Origin of the sequence: Peribacillus sp. NPDC097264, from assembly GCF_050277925.1 — a bacterium.
Taxonomy (GTDB): Bacteria; Bacillota; Bacilli; order Bacillales; family DSM-1321; genus Peribacillus.
The window spans coordinates 214,810-229,499 of record NZ_JBNNSR010000003.1 but is presented as its reverse complement, the minus strand read 5'-3'; the positions used below and the strand labels follow the sequence as shown (position 1 = coordinate 229,499).

General features: G+C 41.7%; 17 protein-coding genes, 2 tRNA genes, 1 pseudogene and 1 other annotated feature. Of the genes and pseudogenes, 19 read left to right on the top strand and 1 reads right to left on the bottom strand.

Annotated features, from left to right (window positions below):
* Positions 1–114 precede the first annotated feature (114 nt).
* The 10 genes from ACQKL0_RS06420 to ACQKL0_RS06375 all read left to right on the top strand — a co-directional run bounded on the left by ACQKL0_RS06420 (position 115) and on the right by ACQKL0_RS06375 (position 5,673).
* Positions 115–579 (top strand): acyl-CoA thioesterase, encoded by a 465-nt coding sequence (locus ACQKL0_RS06420; RefSeq protein WP_427686719.1) that lies wholly within the window; start codon positions 115–117, stop codon positions 577–579.
* Positions 580–703: 124 nt separating this feature from the next.
* Complete coding sequence (locus ACQKL0_RS06415) at positions 704–928, top strand: helix-turn-helix domain-containing protein (protein WP_402874572.1); 225 nt, start codon at positions 704–706, stop codon at positions 926–928.
* Between the two features lie 282 nt (positions 929–1,210).
* Entirely contained in the window at positions 1,211–2,014 is an 804-nt protein-coding gene (gene racE, locus ACQKL0_RS06410) for a glutamate racemase (RefSeq protein WP_427686717.1), read from the top strand.
* A 138-nt stretch (positions 2,015–2,152) separates the two neighbouring features.
* Positions 2,153–3,223, top strand: a complete 1,071-nt coding sequence (locus ACQKL0_RS06405; protein ID WP_402958110.1) for a GerMN domain-containing protein — start codon at positions 2,153–2,155, stop codon at positions 3,221–3,223.
* Positions 3,224–3,355: 132 nt separating this feature from the next.
* Entirely contained in the window at positions 3,356–3,586 is a 231-nt protein-coding gene (locus ACQKL0_RS06400; RefSeq protein ID WP_427686715.1) for a hypothetical protein, read from the top strand.
* Positions 3,586–4,197, top strand: coding sequence for an XTP/dITP diphosphatase (locus ACQKL0_RS06395; protein WP_427686713.1), 612 nt, complete (start codon positions 3,586–3,588; stop codon positions 4,195–4,197). The genes ACQKL0_RS06400 and ACQKL0_RS06395 overlap by 1 nt, the downstream gene beginning before the upstream one ends.
* A 2-nt stretch (positions 4,198–4,199) precedes the next feature.
* The gene (locus ACQKL0_RS06390) at positions 4,200–4,712 is read left to right on the top strand and encodes a metallophosphoesterase family protein (RefSeq protein ID WP_427686711.1); all 513 of its coding nucleotides are present in this window, start codon (positions 4,200–4,202) and stop codon (positions 4,710–4,712) included.
* Positions 4,713–4,873: 161 nt separating this feature from the next.
* Positions 4,874–4,947 (top strand) — tRNA-Arg (locus ACQKL0_RS06385).
* Between the two features lie 153 nt (positions 4,948–5,100).
* Positions 5,101–5,174, top strand: a tRNA-Arg gene (locus ACQKL0_RS06380).
* Positions 5,175–5,472: 298 nt separating this feature from the next.
* Positions 5,473–5,673, top strand: coding sequence for a hypothetical protein (locus ACQKL0_RS06375; protein WP_402874587.1), 201 nt, complete (start codon positions 5,473–5,475; stop codon positions 5,671–5,673).
* Between the two features lie 72 nt (positions 5,674–5,745).
* Here ACQKL0_RS06375 and ACQKL0_RS06370 read toward each other — a convergent pair whose 3' ends face one another.
* The gene (locus tag ACQKL0_RS06370; protein ID WP_402874590.1) at positions 5,746–6,009 is read right to left on the bottom strand and encodes a hypothetical protein; all 264 of its coding nucleotides are present in this window, start codon (positions 6,007–6,009) and stop codon (positions 5,746–5,748) included.
* A 316-nt stretch (positions 6,010–6,325) separates the two neighbouring features.
* Between ACQKL0_RS06370 and ACQKL0_RS06365 the strand changes: the two are divergent.
* The 9 genes and pseudogenes from ACQKL0_RS06365 (at position 6,326) to leuB (ending at position 14,661) form a co-directional block, all read left to right on the top strand.
* A pseudogene (locus tag ACQKL0_RS06365) lies at positions 6,326–6,605 on the top strand (2TM domain-containing protein).
* Between the two features lie 163 nt (positions 6,606–6,768).
* The gene (locus ACQKL0_RS06360; RefSeq protein WP_402874596.1) at positions 6,769–6,948 is read left to right on the top strand and encodes a hypothetical protein; all 180 of its coding nucleotides are present in this window, start codon (positions 6,769–6,771) and stop codon (positions 6,946–6,948) included.
* 108 nt (positions 6,949–7,056) lie between these two features.
* Positions 7,057–7,416 carry a YidH family protein gene (locus ACQKL0_RS06355; protein WP_427686709.1) on the top strand — a complete coding sequence of 120 codons (360 nt, stop codon included), beginning with the start codon at positions 7,057–7,059 and terminating at the stop codon, positions 7,414–7,416.
* A 208-nt stretch (positions 7,417–7,624) separates the two neighbouring features.
* Positions 7,625–7,900 (top strand): GNAT family N-acetyltransferase, encoded by a 276-nt coding sequence (locus ACQKL0_RS06350; RefSeq protein WP_402874602.1) that lies wholly within the window; start codon positions 7,625–7,627, stop codon positions 7,898–7,900.
* Between the two features lie 436 nt (positions 7,901–8,336).
* Positions 8,337–8,597: a binding site (T-box leader), on the top strand.
* 106 nt (positions 8,598–8,703) lie between these two features.
* Positions 8,704–10,419, top strand: coding sequence for an acetolactate synthase large subunit (gene ilvB / locus ACQKL0_RS06345; RefSeq protein ID WP_402874605.1), 1,716 nt, complete (start codon positions 8,704–8,706; stop codon positions 10,417–10,419).
* 3 nt (positions 10,420–10,422) lie between these two features.
* The gene (ilvN, locus tag ACQKL0_RS06340) at positions 10,423–10,935 is read left to right on the top strand and encodes an acetolactate synthase small subunit (protein ID WP_402874607.1); all 513 of its coding nucleotides are present in this window, start codon (positions 10,423–10,425) and stop codon (positions 10,933–10,935) included.
* A gap of 47 nt (positions 10,936–10,982) precedes the next feature.
* Positions 10,983–12,011: a ketol-acid reductoisomerase gene (gene ilvC / locus ACQKL0_RS06335; RefSeq protein WP_402874610.1), complete on the top strand. Its 1,029-nt coding sequence runs from the start codon at positions 10,983–10,985 to the stop codon at positions 12,009–12,011.
* Entirely contained in the window at positions 11,998–13,533 is a 1,536-nt protein-coding gene (locus tag ACQKL0_RS06330; RefSeq protein ID WP_402986505.1) for a 2-isopropylmalate synthase, read from the top strand. Before ilvC ends, ACQKL0_RS06330 begins: the two co-directional genes overlap by 14 nt.
* A 15-nt stretch (positions 13,534–13,548) precedes the next feature.
* Positions 13,549–14,661, top strand: a complete 1,113-nt coding sequence (gene leuB / locus ACQKL0_RS06325; RefSeq protein ID WP_402874616.1) for a 3-isopropylmalate dehydrogenase — start codon at positions 13,549–13,551, stop codon at positions 14,659–14,661.
* Positions 14,662–14,690: the final 29 nt, after the last annotated feature.

The window sequence follows — 14,690 nt, the reverse complement described above, 5'->3', positions numbered from 1 at the left end:
TCCTTTTTAATTAATTTTCTGAAGTAAATTAATTATGGATAGAAATATCTTCCCATTTTTTCTTTTTTCTTATAAAATGAATGAATAGTCATTCATTAAGGAGGAGTTCTCACAGTGAGTAGAATATCATATATCGATAATATAAAAGAGTGGCGCAATGGATTTTCTTTTAAACATGAGATTAAAGTCCGTTTTTCAGAAACTGACATGTTCGGACACCTCAATAATACGGTTCCATTCACTTACTTTGAAGAGGCACGGATCGAGTATTTCAATAGTATGGGGTTCATGGTGGACTGGTCTTCGGCAGAAAGTGATGAAATTCCGGTTGTTGCCGATTTACAATGTGATTATATTCAGCAGGTGTTTTTTAACGAACAACTGACGATCCATGTGAAAGCGGCCCACGTGGGCAACTCATCGGTGGATATTCATTATATGGGAACGAAAGAGGATGGGACGATTTGCCTCACTGGCAGAGGAACGGTCGTCCAAGTATCGAAAACGACCGGGAAGCCGGTGCCACTGGCTGAAGAAATGAAAAAGTGGATGTCAAAAACAAGTGTCAAACAACTTTAAAAGTAAAATTTCAATTAGACAAGTAAATGAGTCACTCCCTTGCCCTAGCCGACATACTATATCTTGACTAAATAGACACCCACTCCGGGTTTTATGCTGGTGAAGGCAAGGAGGGTAACATTACTTGAAGGAGAACGAATTCACTCATAAGCCACTACTCACCAAAAGAGAAAAAGAAGTATTTGAGTTACTAGTACAAGACAAAACAACAAAAGATATCGCAGGTGAATTGTTTATTAGCGAAAAAACAGTTCGAAACCACATTTCGAATGCGATGCAGAAGCTTGGAGTCAAAGGACGTTCACAGGCAGTTATAGAGCTCCTTCGTATGGGAGAACTTAAGCTTTAATGTGTTGTATTATTAATACGTAAGCCTTATATATCTTTACTCTCCCGTTCATTTGCAGCATTCAAGGAAGGGTGAAACATTTCCATGTTTTCACTTCCTTGAATGCTGCTTATTTTTTATGAGAGGGTTTTCCTGGGCTTGTAAAACTTCTGTCTTGAAATTTATTTCACTTTCTCCCAAAATGGTAGTATGATAAGTTTCATGAAGTAAGCGAGAAGCTTTGGAATAGTTTCCTTCATAGAGAATATCATCATGAAATGAAAGAAAAATGAGGCGAGATTTTTGAAACAACCAATTGGAATTATTGATTCGGGTGTCGGTGGTTTGACTGTGGCTAAAGAGGTCATGCGCCAGTTACCGAATGAAAATATAATATACCTAGGCGATACGGCCAGATGCCCGTATGGACCAAGGTCAAAAAGGGATGTCAAAAACTTCACGTGGCAGATGACCCGGTTCCTGATGAAACAGGATATCAAAATGCTGATCATAGCCTGTAATACAGCCACTGCAGCAGTGCTCGATGAAATCAGGGCGATTCTTCCGATTCCCGTACTCGGGGTCATCCTTCCTGGGGCAAGAGCCGCCTTAAAGGTTTCTAATTCCCTACATATTGGCGTGATTGGCACAGAGGGAACGGTGAAGAGCAAAGCCTATGACGATGCACTTGTTTCCATAAACTCGGGTGTGGAAGTGGATAGTTTAGCCTGTCCGAAATTTGTCCCAATTGTGGAAAGCGGAGAGTTTCAGGGGGAAATCGTCGAAAGGGTCGTGGCGCAAACGTTGAAGCCGTTAAAGAAAATCAACATTGATACGCTCATTCTCGGTTGTACCCACTATCCTCACTTAGGACCCGTGATTTCGAAGTTCATGGGGGATAAGGTACAAGTCATTTCCTCTGGGGAAGAGACGGCCCGTGAAGCGAGTGTCATTTTGGATTACTACCGACTAAGCAATAGAAGCAAAAGGGTTCCTGTGCACCGTTTCTATACAACGGGTTCCAAAGATATATTTGGTGCAATAGCATCGAGTTGGCTCGGCATAGAAATTGATACGATAGAGACCATCAAGATCGACCATCTATAAGACTTCCCTATGGAGGTCTTTTTGGTTTGGTTGAATGGGCGGGTGGCAGTAGTTGCCTAAAGAGAAAGGAAAATAATTGGTCTATTTTTGCCTAGGGCTCGTATAAATAGGAGTACAAACTGTCCTAGGAGTGATTTTATGTCCAATAAATCAAAAGTAACAGCAGCAGTGACAATCCTGGCTTCTTCTCTTTTTCTATCTGGCTGTGGCTTGTTCGGAGCGGGCGAGAAAACGGAAATCGATCCCCCTAAGGATGTTTCTTTAGTGGAGGATGAATCTTCATTGGAAGAGCCGAAAGGGGAGCAACAGCCTGTAGATGAAGGAGAAGAGGCGTCAACTGAAAGTACAGTTAAGACCGAGCTTTATTTAATTGATAAAAGTGGATATGTAGTTCCGCAAACAATGGAGCTTCCTAAATCCGAAGCGGTCGCAAAACAGGCATTGGACTATTTAGTGAATAATGGACCTGTCACAGATAAGCTGCCAAATGGGTTCCGCGCAGTGATTCCGGCAGATACGTCGATAAGTGTAAATATAAAGGAAGGTGTGGCTGTTGCCGATTTTTCACCAGAGTTTAAAAACTATCAAAAGGAGGATGAACTCAAGATCCTGCAAGCCATCACCTGGACTCTGACCCAATTTGATTCGGTCGATAAAATTCAATTGAGGATCAATGGGGAAGATATATCGGAAATGCCGGTAAATGGTACTCCAATCGATGATAATATCTCCCGTGCTTCAGGAATCAATGTCGATGCAAGTGATGTGGTCGATATCTCTAACTCGAAAGCTGTCACGGTCTATTACATCGGTGGGGACGAGGAGTATTCTTATTATGTACCAGTGACACGCAGGGTCAGTGAAACGGAGTCGGATAACGTGACAGCGGCCATTCAGGAATTAACGAAGGGGCCGGCAGGTTCTAACTTGCAAACAAGCTTCATGAGTGACGTAGCGTTGCTTGATCAGCCTAAGGTTGCGGATGGTAAGGTTGTACTGAACTTCAATGAAAATATACTTGGAAGCTTCAAGGAGAAAAAGGTTTCCCAGGATGTACTTGATGCCCTGGTTTTATCACTAACGGAGCAAAAAGGAATTGAAAGCGTGGAAGTTCATGTTAAGGGGAGTGCAGACCTTCTAAATGAAGAAGGTAAGCCATTATCGGAACCAGTAATCCGTCCTGAAAAGGTGAACACAGGTAGTTTTTAAAGAAACGAGTTGATACCTATAAAAAATGGAGGCAGGCTTTCAGCTGCCTCTTATTCTATTTTTCAAAATAGAGAGGATTTATTTCTAAAAAGCAACCTCATAAGTTTCCGGATTATTGAAGAAGCTAAATTTGTGATAAAATTAACTTATCAAATAAAGTTCGATCTTCCTTGTGGTCATCAAGCTGTCCCGACAGGAAGCGGAGAACGAAGTGAACTACGAGTGAGGAACATACTTAATATTTACATAGGACAAGCACCCAATTTACTTGTTCGAACGATGAATAGGTCCATATCGTATTCGGAAGTCAAAGGGGCAAGAGGGAACTCAGTGAAGATAAACGAAAAGGATGAGATGAATTGATGAAAACCGTGATTATTGCGACGAAGAATAAAGGAAAGGCCAACGAATTCAAGAACATGTTTGCGGCAAAAGGTTATGAAGTCAAGACTCTCCTCGACCTGCCGGATTCACCGGATGTCGAGGAAACTGGAACGACGTTCGAAGAGAATGCAATTCTTAAAGCGGAAGCGATTGCCCATAAGGTAGGCCTCTTTGTCCTCGCAGACGACTCGGGGCTGATCGTAGATGCGTTAGACGGCCGACCTGGCGTATATTCTGCCCGTTATGCCGGTGAAGATAAGGTTGATGAAGCGAACACGGAAAAAGTATTGAGGGAACTAGAGGGTGTACCAGAGGAGGAAAGAACGGCTAGGTTCTATTGCGCATTGGCATTGGCCTCTCCCAATCAAGAAACGATAACGGTTTCAGGTACGATGGAAGGTTTCATTACGAAGCAACCGATAGGAACCAATGGATTTGGCTATGACCCAATCTTTTTTGTGAAAGAACAGGGCAAAACAAATGCTGAATTGACAAAAGAAGAAAAAAATAATATCAGTCACCGTGCAAACGCATTGAAAGCGTTGGATGAGAAATTGGAAGAATTCCTTAAACGGGAAGAAGGAATGTGATCATGAAGGTCCTGATAATGAGTGATAGCCACGGGCTTACTCATGAAATAAGCATGATCACCGCTCGTCATAAACAAGAAGTCACAGCGATGATACATTGTGGAGATTCGGAACTTGAAAGCAAGGATCCACTTTTGGGAGGGTATTTAGCGGTACGTGGGAACTGTGACCATGATCATGCCTTTCCTAACGATCTCATTCAAGACATTGCTGGCAAACGCTTCTTCATTACCCATGGACATCTGTATAATATTAAGATGACACTGATGAACTTATCATATAAAAGTGAAGAATCCGGTGCTGATATCGTTTGTTTTGGGCATTCTCACGCAGCGGGATCTGAACGTATCGATGGAAGGTTATTCATCAATCCTGGCAGTATTCGCCAGCCTCGGGGGCGAAAAGAAAAAACATATGTAATTTTGTCTATAGAAGAAAACGTACTTGAAATCACGTATTACGATCTTGAAGGAAACACGGTCGAGGAACTAAATAAAGCTTATAAAACCAACTGACTTAAGGTATAATGAACAGGAAGCATTCTGTGCTTCCTGTCTGCAAAAAAAATTATTAAAACCATTGACTTTCTTTTAATATGCTAATATAATAAGAATTGTCCTAAGGGATCTTAAGTAAGGTTAATACATAAGTGTTACCGCAACTTATATCATAAAATGTCTCAGTAGCTCAGCTGGATAGAGCAACGCCCTTCTAAGGCGTCGGTCGGGAGTTCGAATCTCTCCTGGGACACTACCAAACAGTCAAATCCATTTAGGGTTTGGCTGTTTTTTTATTGAATATAAATCTTCTGGTGAAAATAAAAAAATGTTGACTTTCTTATTATATTTCACTATAATAAGAGTTGTCTTAAACGACTAATATTTTCTTACATACGTGTACAATGTCTCAGTAGCTCAGCTGGATAGAGCAACGCCCTTCTAAGGCGTCGGTCGGGAGTTCGAATCTCTCCTGGGACACTATCAAAAACAGCCAAGACCTTTTGAAGGGTTTGGCTGTTTTTTCGTTATATAAAGGTTTGTCATGGCATTTTATAATGATATGTTTGTTTCCCCTATCATTATTCCCATAGGATTCAAGAGGGGAACATTTCACTAGAGGATATGGATGAAGAATACTGTTGATCATGGAGACAATGATTTGAGGCCATAGATCTATTGCCTTTTAGTTTCTTTTCTAACTTGTTTATATTTCTATTTTTAGAGAAGGTGGATTCTCTTTTATGTCGAACTGTATAAGAATAAGGGAGATGTTTAGATGAATAAAGATAGCTTATTTAAATTCATTCAAACTTCCACGCGGGGGAATTTCTTTTCAGTAGAGATAGCCCAAGATGGAACCAAAGTAGTTCAAATGGCCAAGGAGTTAGAACAAGAAGGCAGAATCAAACTAAGAGAGTGTAAGTCGCAAAATCAAGGCGTTTACCTTGAAGGCATTCTTAAATTCATTCCTAGTTAATACCATCGGTTCAGTTAGGAAGAGGAAAAAAGCATCCAACGAGTTGGATGCTTTTTTCTGTGTCTGATTCATTCAATTCTTATTTAACGTTTCGCGGTTTTTATTGATGATTTCACGGTTTTTGATTATGGCGGTATTTATTTCTTCAAGCGGTGTTCGGATGACATCTTGTTCATTTTCAAATGGTGTGAGATTAGATTGATCTTTCAATAATATATCAATGGTATCGCGTAACTGAAGCATTGATATATTGAATTTTTCCGAAACGCCTTGTAGGGCTTTATGTATTTCAGGGTTCTGGATAGAAGAAACAACCTTTCCGGAATCAGAGTTCAATAATATATCCTCCTCTAAAGCTTGATGTGAATATACATAGCTTATTATTGAGATATGGTAATTATACATGGAAGACATGTTTTTTTCATGGGGAATTAAACTCAATTTGGATTTCATGCAGAATAAAATATTATAGGAGGATATTATTAGGCCAGCTGCTAATTTCATCAAGAGGGTGTGAAAGGGATGAAATCCTTTCTTGAGTGAGTAACGGGAAGGCGTCGGTTATATAGATCTGATTTCGATAATGGTAAATAAAGTAAATTAAAAGTATAATGAAAAAGTGAGTTTGAGTTTTGATGAAGGAGGCGTAGCGATGGAAAAGGATGAAAGCTATTTGAAAGCAAAAAAAAAGGGTGGAGAAATTAAAGGGTTTTTATATCCATTTAATCGTTTACATCTTGGTGAATCTTTTGCTTATAATGATAAACTTATTGACCGATGCTAGTTATTTGTGGTTTCTCTATCCCCTTGGCGGCTGGGGAATCGGAATCCTTATACATGGTTTAACAACGTTTGCGAGCGGGAACTTCGGGTCGCAATGGGAAGAAAGAAAAATTAAAGAATATATGAAAAAAGATAATAAGGACCTTTAATAAATACTTGTAACTAAGGAGGCTATATTGGCTTCTTTATTTAATTTGGCTCGATAATAAAAGTTGAAACTTTGACTTTATCAAGATTTTGGACCATTTGTCTTTTGAATATAGTAAAATGGAGGCTAAGAGCTTAATAAATATCATTTTATAGGAGTTGCTCATGAAACAGTTTGGTTGGTTTGTAACGGGAATCGGGGTTTTGATCGCATTGTTTGCCCTGCTTTATCCCCTGAATGTTATCAGTAAAACAGTTTGCATATATTTACTGCTCGGAGGATCGGGTCTTATGTTCGTTGGATCTATGTTTAGGGCCTTTTCCCTTCTTAAGAGAAGCGAATAATGACCGGTTGGGTTGATATAGTGGGGTGTCTCTATGTACAATTGGGGAGTATCCTAAATATCAGCCTTTTTTTAGGGGAGATTTTTTAAAAAAATAAGGTGATGAAAAATGGACAAGAACCAATTGAAATATGCACAGCAGCATTTGGCCAATGAACGAACCTTTTTGGCGTGGATCCGAACCGTGATTGCAATTGTGGGGGTGGGCTTTCTAACAACAAGTTTGCATTTTACGATAGGTGTGTACCGAGATGCCCGAATCGATTTGATCAGTATCGTGCTTGGGATGTTCACCTGCTTTTTAGGTCTAGTGATCACCATATTGGCAACGGTTAGTTATCTTCAGAAGAAGAAGCAAATTAATGAGGAGACCTTCAAGCCTTCCTTGGCCCAAGTCATTCTCATTGCAGTCTTTATGCTCATCTTACTATTGATGGTCATTTTATATTTTCTTTTTATCAAACTATAACCATTTGTCCCTATTTGTTAGGGCTTTTTTTTATGGGGTGTTGCGGGTTATTTTCTTTACGAAAACTTTTTCTGTTTACAATCCTCTAGTATAGGTTAGAAGTAAGGGGAGGGCTCACTCAGATTTATAAAGTCTATGTGAATTCCAATTATTTGTTTAGTAACCAGATTATGATATATGATAAGGGATATAAAAGGAGGTCATCAAGATGGTAGATATCCAAAAAGGTGAAGGGTCATTTTTTGTCAAGGACTCTGGTGAAAAGCTGGCTGAAATTACGTTCTTTAAATCAGGTGATCACGAAATCACGGTGGATCATACGGTTGTATCCGACAAACTACGCGGACAGAAGGTTGGGAATGCGCTTGTTGAAAAAGTGATTGAACTAGCGCGTAATGAAAATCTTAAAATCGTTCCGGAATGTACATTCGTTCAAAAGCAATTTGAAAAAAATGAAGCATATGAAGATGTATTGGCTAAGTAACGATATAGGGCTGGACTCTAGGAAAAGGAATGGATTACCATTCCTTTTCCTGTGTATTCAGCCTTTTCCCTTTGTTTTTTATAAAGTGTCTGGGGGAGGGGGCCAAGGGGACACCACTTCTTGTAATTACCAATAAAATGCAGAAACAGCCTTTCAAAATAAACATCGGTTGCAGGCAGATTGGATGTTGGGTAAGAATATGGAATGCAATATGCTTTAGTTTGTATCTTTTTTCATTATTTTTAAACTAAAAAAATATATTTTTTTTAATGTGAAAATAGGATAATAGTAGGGATGAAAGCGCATACAATAAAACTTATAATTTAGAATTATCTAAAAATTCATTAAATGCCTGTTGACTACACTCCAAAATGCGAGTAAGATAATCTCAAATACAAGACATCAAACATTAGCGTTTCAAAAAAATATGAATAATGAGAAAACATTGAAAAGGATAAGTAGTCTTTTTTTCAAGACATTCACAGAGAGCCGGGTTGCTGAGAACCGGTATTGTCCCAAAAGATGAACTCACCTTGGAGTTTCAGCTTGAACGTTATACTAGTAGGGCTGAACGGGTGCGTACCAGTACCCGTTACCAAAACAGAGAATAGTTGTATACTATTCAAAGTGCGCATGGAAGTTCATGCGAAAAAGGGTGGTACCGTGGAGCGGCTGATTAAGTCTTTTCACCCCTTTAACTTGCTAAGTGCAAGTACATTTGGGGTGAAAAGGCTTTTTTGTATGCCTAAAAATCCGAATATTATGAATTTAATCAAGTGAGAAAGCGGAGGAGGTCTTTACGAATGACACAAAAAGCAGTAGTGGCTGATCGAAAAAGTGGAAAGACACATTATAGTGGTGCCGAATTTTTGATGGAAGCATTGAAAAAGGAAAATGTTGAAGTCATCTTTGGGTACCCTGGTGGTTCTGTATTGCCGATATATGACAAGCTTTATAGTTCAAAGCTTTTTCATATCTTGACACGACATGAGCAGGGTGCAATCCACGCAGCAGAAGGGTACGCCAGGATTACTGGCAAACCGGGAGTGGTCATCGTCACGTCCGGTCCTGGAGCAACGAACATTGTAACCGGCCTAGCGGACGCAATGATTGATTCTCTTCCACTTGTTGTTATTTCGGGTCAGGTAGCTACTAGCGTAATTGGTTCGGATGCCTTTCAGGAGGCAGATGTACTCGGGATTACAACCCCAATTACAAAACATAACTATCAAGTGAGAAAGCCGGAAGACCTCCCACGTATCATCAAAGAAGCATTTTATATCGCTTCAAGCGGACGACCGGGACCTGTTTTAATAGATATTCCTAAAGACATGGCAATCTTGGAAGGGGTAGCGACGGAAGAGGATCCAGTGATGGACCTGCCAGGCTATCAGCCAACGACAAAGCCGAATTACTTGCAAATAAGAAAGCTTGTTGAAGCGGTAAGTGGTGCGAAAAGGCCTGTCATCCTTGCTGGAGCAGGTGTCCTTCATGCAAAGGCATCTCATCTCTTGAAGGAATATGCCGAACAACAAGGCATACCAGTAGTTCACACCCTCCTTGGCCTTGGCGGTTTCCCAGCCGAGCATCCGCAATTTATTGGAATGGGTGGCATGCATGGTAGTTTTGCGGCAAACATGGCGTTATCGAAATGTGATCTGTTGATTAATGTGGGGGCAAGGTTCGATGATCGCTTGACCGGAAACTTAGCCAAATTTGCACAATATGCAACTGTTGCCCATATCGATATTGATCCAGCGGAAATCGGAAAGAATGTACCAACCAAGATTCCTGTAGTCGGCAGCGCAAAAGAAGCTTTAACGGAGTTGATTGCCCAAAGTGGTAAAAAGCCTGACATTACGGAATGGACTGAACAGTTGAATGAGTGGAATGCAGAATTCCCATTACGTTATACCCAAGAAGAAGGGGTGCTGAAACCTCAACGTGTCATTCAAATGCTCCATGAAAAAACGAAGGGGGAAGCCATTGTCACGACGGATGTTGGTCAGCATCAAATGTGGGCGGCCCAGTACTATCCATTTAACAAGCCTAATTCATGGGTCACATCCGGTGGCCTGGGTACGATGGGCTTTGGCTTACCGTCCGCACTTGGAGCACAAATGGCCAATCCAAAAGCGACAGTTCTTTCGATATCTGGCGATGGTGGTTTTCAGATGTGCCTTCAAGAACTTTCAGTCATTGCGGAAATGAATCTGCCGATTAAGATCATCATCATTAATAATGGTGCGCTTGGAATGGTAAGGCAATGGCAGGAACTCTTCCATGACAATCGCTTTTCACACAGTGTTTTCCAGTCTCAACCCAATTTCGTTAAATTGGCTGAAGCATATGGAATTCCAGGGTTTAAAGCGACTACCGAGGAAGAAGCCAATGCATGCCTCGATGAAGCATTCACGATAGATGGACCGGTTTTGATCGATTTCCGTGTCAAACAAATGGAAAATGTCTTTCCGATGGTAGCATCAGGAAAAGGGCTGGATGAAATGGAAGGAGTTTAAGCAATGAGGGGAATTCTTAGCCTTACCGTGAACAATAGACCAGGCGTCCTTAACCGGATCACGAACCTGTTCACGAAAAGGAATTATAACATCGAAAGCATGACAGTCGGGCAATCCGAGCAGGAGGGCATTTCAAGGATGACCTTCGTGGTCGATGTTGATGACGAAACGGTCATTGAGCAAATCACAAAGCAATTAAATAAGCAGATAGAAGTGCTTAAAGTGATTGATATCACGAATCAATCAATTGTAGCCAGGGAACTGGCGCTCATCAAGATATTGGTGACAAGCCAGACCCGACCTGAAATCTATTCGGTAATTGAGCCTTTCCGGGCCTCTGTTATAGATGTAAGTAAAGATAGCCTGACGGTTCAAATCACTGGGGAATCAGACAAAATCGAAGCCTTCATTGAACTGATCAAACCGTATGGCATCAAAGAGTTGGCAAGAACCGGGACGGCGGCCTTCCCTCGCGGAATGCAGTTGTCACATGCAAAAAGCGCAACAATCGTATAAAAACAACCAAAAAAAACTATGGATATGAAAAGGGAGATGTATTAATAATGGCAAAAGTATATTATAACGCAGAAGCAAACGAGAATTTTTTCAACAATAAAAAGGTAGCGGTAATCGGATACGGTTCACAAGGACACGCACATGCTCAAAACTTACGTGATAGCGGTGTGGATGTAATCATCGGAATCAGAAAAGGTAAATCATTCGATAAAGCTGTAGAAGATGGATTCAATGTATATACAGTTAAAGAAGCGGCAGAACAAGCAGATGTAATCATGAACCTTTTACCAGATGAAACGCAACCAAAAGTATACCAAGAAGAAATCAAACCTGTGTTGCATGCAGGTCAAGCATTAATGTTCGCACACGGATTCAACGTTCACTTTAACCAAATTGTCCCACCAGCCGACGTGGATGTATTATTAGTGGCTCCAAAAGGTCCAGGACATCTTGTTCGCCGTACATATGAACAAGGTGCAGGGGTACCGGCATTATTCGCAATCTACCAAGATGTGACGGGTGAAGCAAGAGAATTGGCACTTGCTTACGCTAGAGGAATCGGAGCACTAAGAGCGGGTGGATTGGAAACGACATTCCAAGAAGAAACAGAAACAGATCTTTTTGGAGAACAGGCAGTGCTTTGTGGCGGATTGACTTCCCTTGTAAAAGCTGGGTTTGAAACATTGACGGAAGCTGGATACCAACCGGAAGTTGCATACTTCGAGTGTTTACATGAATTGAAATTAATCATCGACCTTATGTATGAAGGCGGTATGGAAAATATGCGTTATTCCATCTCTGATACGGCTCAATGGGGAGATTTCGTTTCAGGACCACGCGTTGTGACAGAGACGACAAAAGAAGCGATGAAAGCCATTTTAAAAGACATCCAAGACGGGGAATTCGCAAAAGGATGGATCCTAGAAAACCAAGCGAATCGTCCAGTCTTCAATGCTATCAATAACCGTGAAAACAAACACCAAATCGAAGTGGTAGGTCGTGAATTAAGAAAAATGATGCCATTCGTCAAACCTCAACAAACAGAGAAAGAAGTGGTAGCCGTTGCGAAAAATTAATATTTTTGAAACAACACTTCGTGATGGGGAGCAATCGGCCGGTGTGAACTTGAATTTTACCGAAAAGCTGGAAATTGCTTATCAGCTTGAAAGGCTTGGTGTGGATATCATCGAAGCCGGTTTTCCGGCAGCATCCAAAGGGGACTTCAATTCCGTACAGGAAATCGCGCGCAAAATCAGAAACAGCTCTGTTACAGGGCTGGCGCGCGCTGTAAAGGGAGATATTGACGCTGCGTGGGACTCATTGAAAGTCGGAGCAGAACCAAGGTTGCATACATTCATCGCCACGTCTCCGATCCACCGTCAATACAAGTTGAAAATGTCAAAAGAACAAGTGATTGAAAAATCAGTTGCCATGGTCAAGTACGGGGCAGAGCGTTTCCCAATCGTACAATGGTCTGCTGAAGATGCCAGTCGAACTGAACTTGACTATCTGGCTGAAATAGTCGAAGCGGTCATTCAGGCGGGTGCGAAGGTTATCAACATTCCGGATACAGTGGGATATGCTGCCCCGATTGAATACGGAAACATCTTCCGTTACCTACGTGAAAATGTTCCTTCCATCGATAAGGTAAGCCTATCGGCTCACTGCCATGATGATCTTGGAATGGCAACAGCTAACTCATTGGCTGCCATTGAAGGTGGGGCTACCCAAGTCGAGGGAACGATAAACGGAATTGGCGAACGTGCCGGCAATGTGGCCCTTGAAGAAGTGGCGATGGCTCTTTATATCCGAAAAGATTTCTATCAGGCGGAGACGGGTCTTGTCTTGAATGAAATCAAAAGAGCTAGTGATCTGGTTAGTCGTTTAACGGGAATGCAGGTACCTGCAAATAAAGCCATTATCGGGGCCAATGCCTATGCGCATGAATCCGGGATTCACCAAGATGGCATGTTGAAAGAAAAAACGACGTATGAAATTATCTCACCGGAACTGGTCGGTGTGTCTGCCAATTCGCTTGTTCTAGGTAAGCATTCTGGACGGCATGCTTTCAAAGAGAGATTACAAGAATTGAATTTCTCTGTAACGGATGAAGAAATGAATTCTTTATTTGTCCAGTTCAAAGAATTGGCGGATAACAAGAAAACAATGACGGACGAAGATATCGTAGCCCTTGTCCTTGAAGAAAAAGCGACGGATATCAGTTTTTATGACCTGATTTCCTTCCAAATCTCTCATGGTACGCATCAAGTTGCCACGGCAACGGTTACGTTGAAAAAAGGCGATAGTGAAGAAATACAGGAAGCGGCAACGGGTGCTGGTAGTGTTGAGGCCCTCTATAACACGCTTGAAAGATGTTTGGGTAGTCAAATCAACCTCCAGGATTACAGAATCCAATCTGTGGGAGCTGGGATGGATGCCTTAGCACAAGTTTTCGTAAAAATCGATTACAACGGTGTGGAAACGAGTGGACGTGGACTGGACCAGGACGTATTGGAAGCCTCGGCAAAAGCTTATTTAAACGCGGTGAACCGTGTAGTCATCATGAAGGAATTAGAAGAAAAAGCAGTCATGCAGTAGGAAGGGGAGATTTCGATGAAAAGGAATATTGCGGTGCTTCAAGGAGATGGCATCGGTAAAGAAGTGACTAGAGGCGCTGTAGAAATTCTTGAAGCCGTTGCTCAACGGTACGGGCATGATTTTGAATTTCAATATGGCGAAATTGGTGGTAGCGCTATCGATAACACGGGATCGCCACTACCGGACGGGACAGTAGAGATTTGCAAGAATAGCGACGCGGTATTATTGGGGGCGGTCGGGGGACCGAAGTGGGACACTCAACCTGCGCACCTAAGGCCAGAGCGTGGTTTATTGAAAATCCGCAAAGACCTGAATCTCTATGCTAACATCCGGCCAATTAGCTATTATTCCAGCTTGTCGGAGTCTTCACCTCTTAAAAAGGAATTCATTGAAGATGTCGATTTCGTTATTGTACGCGAGCTGACGGGTGGTCTTTATTTCGGGAAGCCGAGTGAGCGGGTGGAACGAGAGGGGAAGGATGCGGTCGTCGATACTCTTTTTTATCAGAAAGATGAAATGAAGCGCATCATTGAACTTGCATTTAAATTAGCCTCTGACCGCAAGAAAAAAGTGACATCGGTCGACAAAGCCAATGTCCTGGAATCCAGTCGGATGTGGCGTGAAACAGCTGAAGAAATCGCCAAAGATTATCCAGAAGTGGAACTTGAACACATGCTTGTTGATAATGCTGCGATGCAGCTCATAAAGAATCCGAAACAATTTGACGTTATCGTGACGGAAAATATGTTTGGTGACATTTTAAGCGATGAAGCATCCGTCTTGACTGGTTCACTTGGCATGTTGCCTTCCGCTTCGATCTCTACGGAAGGTCCCAATTTATATGAACCGATCCACGGATCTGCCCCTGATATTGCAGGGAAAAACCTAGCAAATCCTATTGGGACGATTTTATCGGCAGCATCGTTGTTACGCCTATCATTCGGATTGGAAAATGAGGCCGACGCGGTCGAGCAAGCGGTGGAAACGGTACTGAACTATGGATTAAGAACCGGTGATATTGCTAATGGTCAATCATCAATCACGACGACGACAGAAATGATTGCCCAAATAAAAGCAACTCTATTAGACCAGGAAGCCATCTCCAACATCATGGGAGCTTATGCATAACCTTCTTTCACGGCCTAAATCTAGGCCGT

Coding starts and splice junctions, on each gene's coding strand:
- ACQKL0_RS06405 (WP_402958110.1), top strand. CDS start 2,153: ATGTCCAATAAATCAAAAGTAACAGCAGCAGTGACAATCCTGGCTTCT.
- ACQKL0_RS06395 (WP_427686713.1), top strand. CDS start 3,586: ATGAAAACCGTGATTATTGCGACGAAGAATAAAGGAAAGGCCAACGAA.
- ACQKL0_RS06390 (WP_427686711.1), top strand. CDS start 4,200: ATGAAGGTCCTGATAATGAGTGATAGCCACGGGCTTACTCATGAAATA.
- ACQKL0_RS06375 (WP_402874587.1), top strand. CDS start 5,473: ATGAATAAAGATAGCTTATTTAAATTCATTCAAACTTCCACGCGGGGG.
- ACQKL0_RS06360 (WP_402874596.1), top strand. CDS start 6,769: ATGAAACAGTTTGGTTGGTTTGTAACGGGAATCGGGGTTTTGATCGCA.
- ACQKL0_RS06355 (WP_427686709.1), top strand. CDS start 7,057: ATGGACAAGAACCAATTGAAATATGCACAGCAGCATTTGGCCAATGAA.
- ACQKL0_RS06350 (WP_402874602.1), top strand. CDS start 7,625: ATGGTAGATATCCAAAAAGGTGAAGGGTCATTTTTTGTCAAGGACTCT.
- ilvB (WP_402874605.1), top strand. CDS start 8,704: ATGACACAAAAAGCAGTAGTGGCTGATCGAAAAAGTGGAAAGACACAT.
- ilvN (WP_402874607.1), top strand. CDS start 10,423: ATGAGGGGAATTCTTAGCCTTACCGTGAACAATAGACCAGGCGTCCTT.
- ilvC (WP_402874610.1), top strand. CDS start 10,983: ATGGCAAAAGTATATTATAACGCAGAAGCAAACGAGAATTTTTTCAAC.
- leuB (WP_402874616.1), top strand. CDS start 13,549: ATGAAAAGGAATATTGCGGTGCTTCAAGGAGATGGCATCGGTAAAGAA.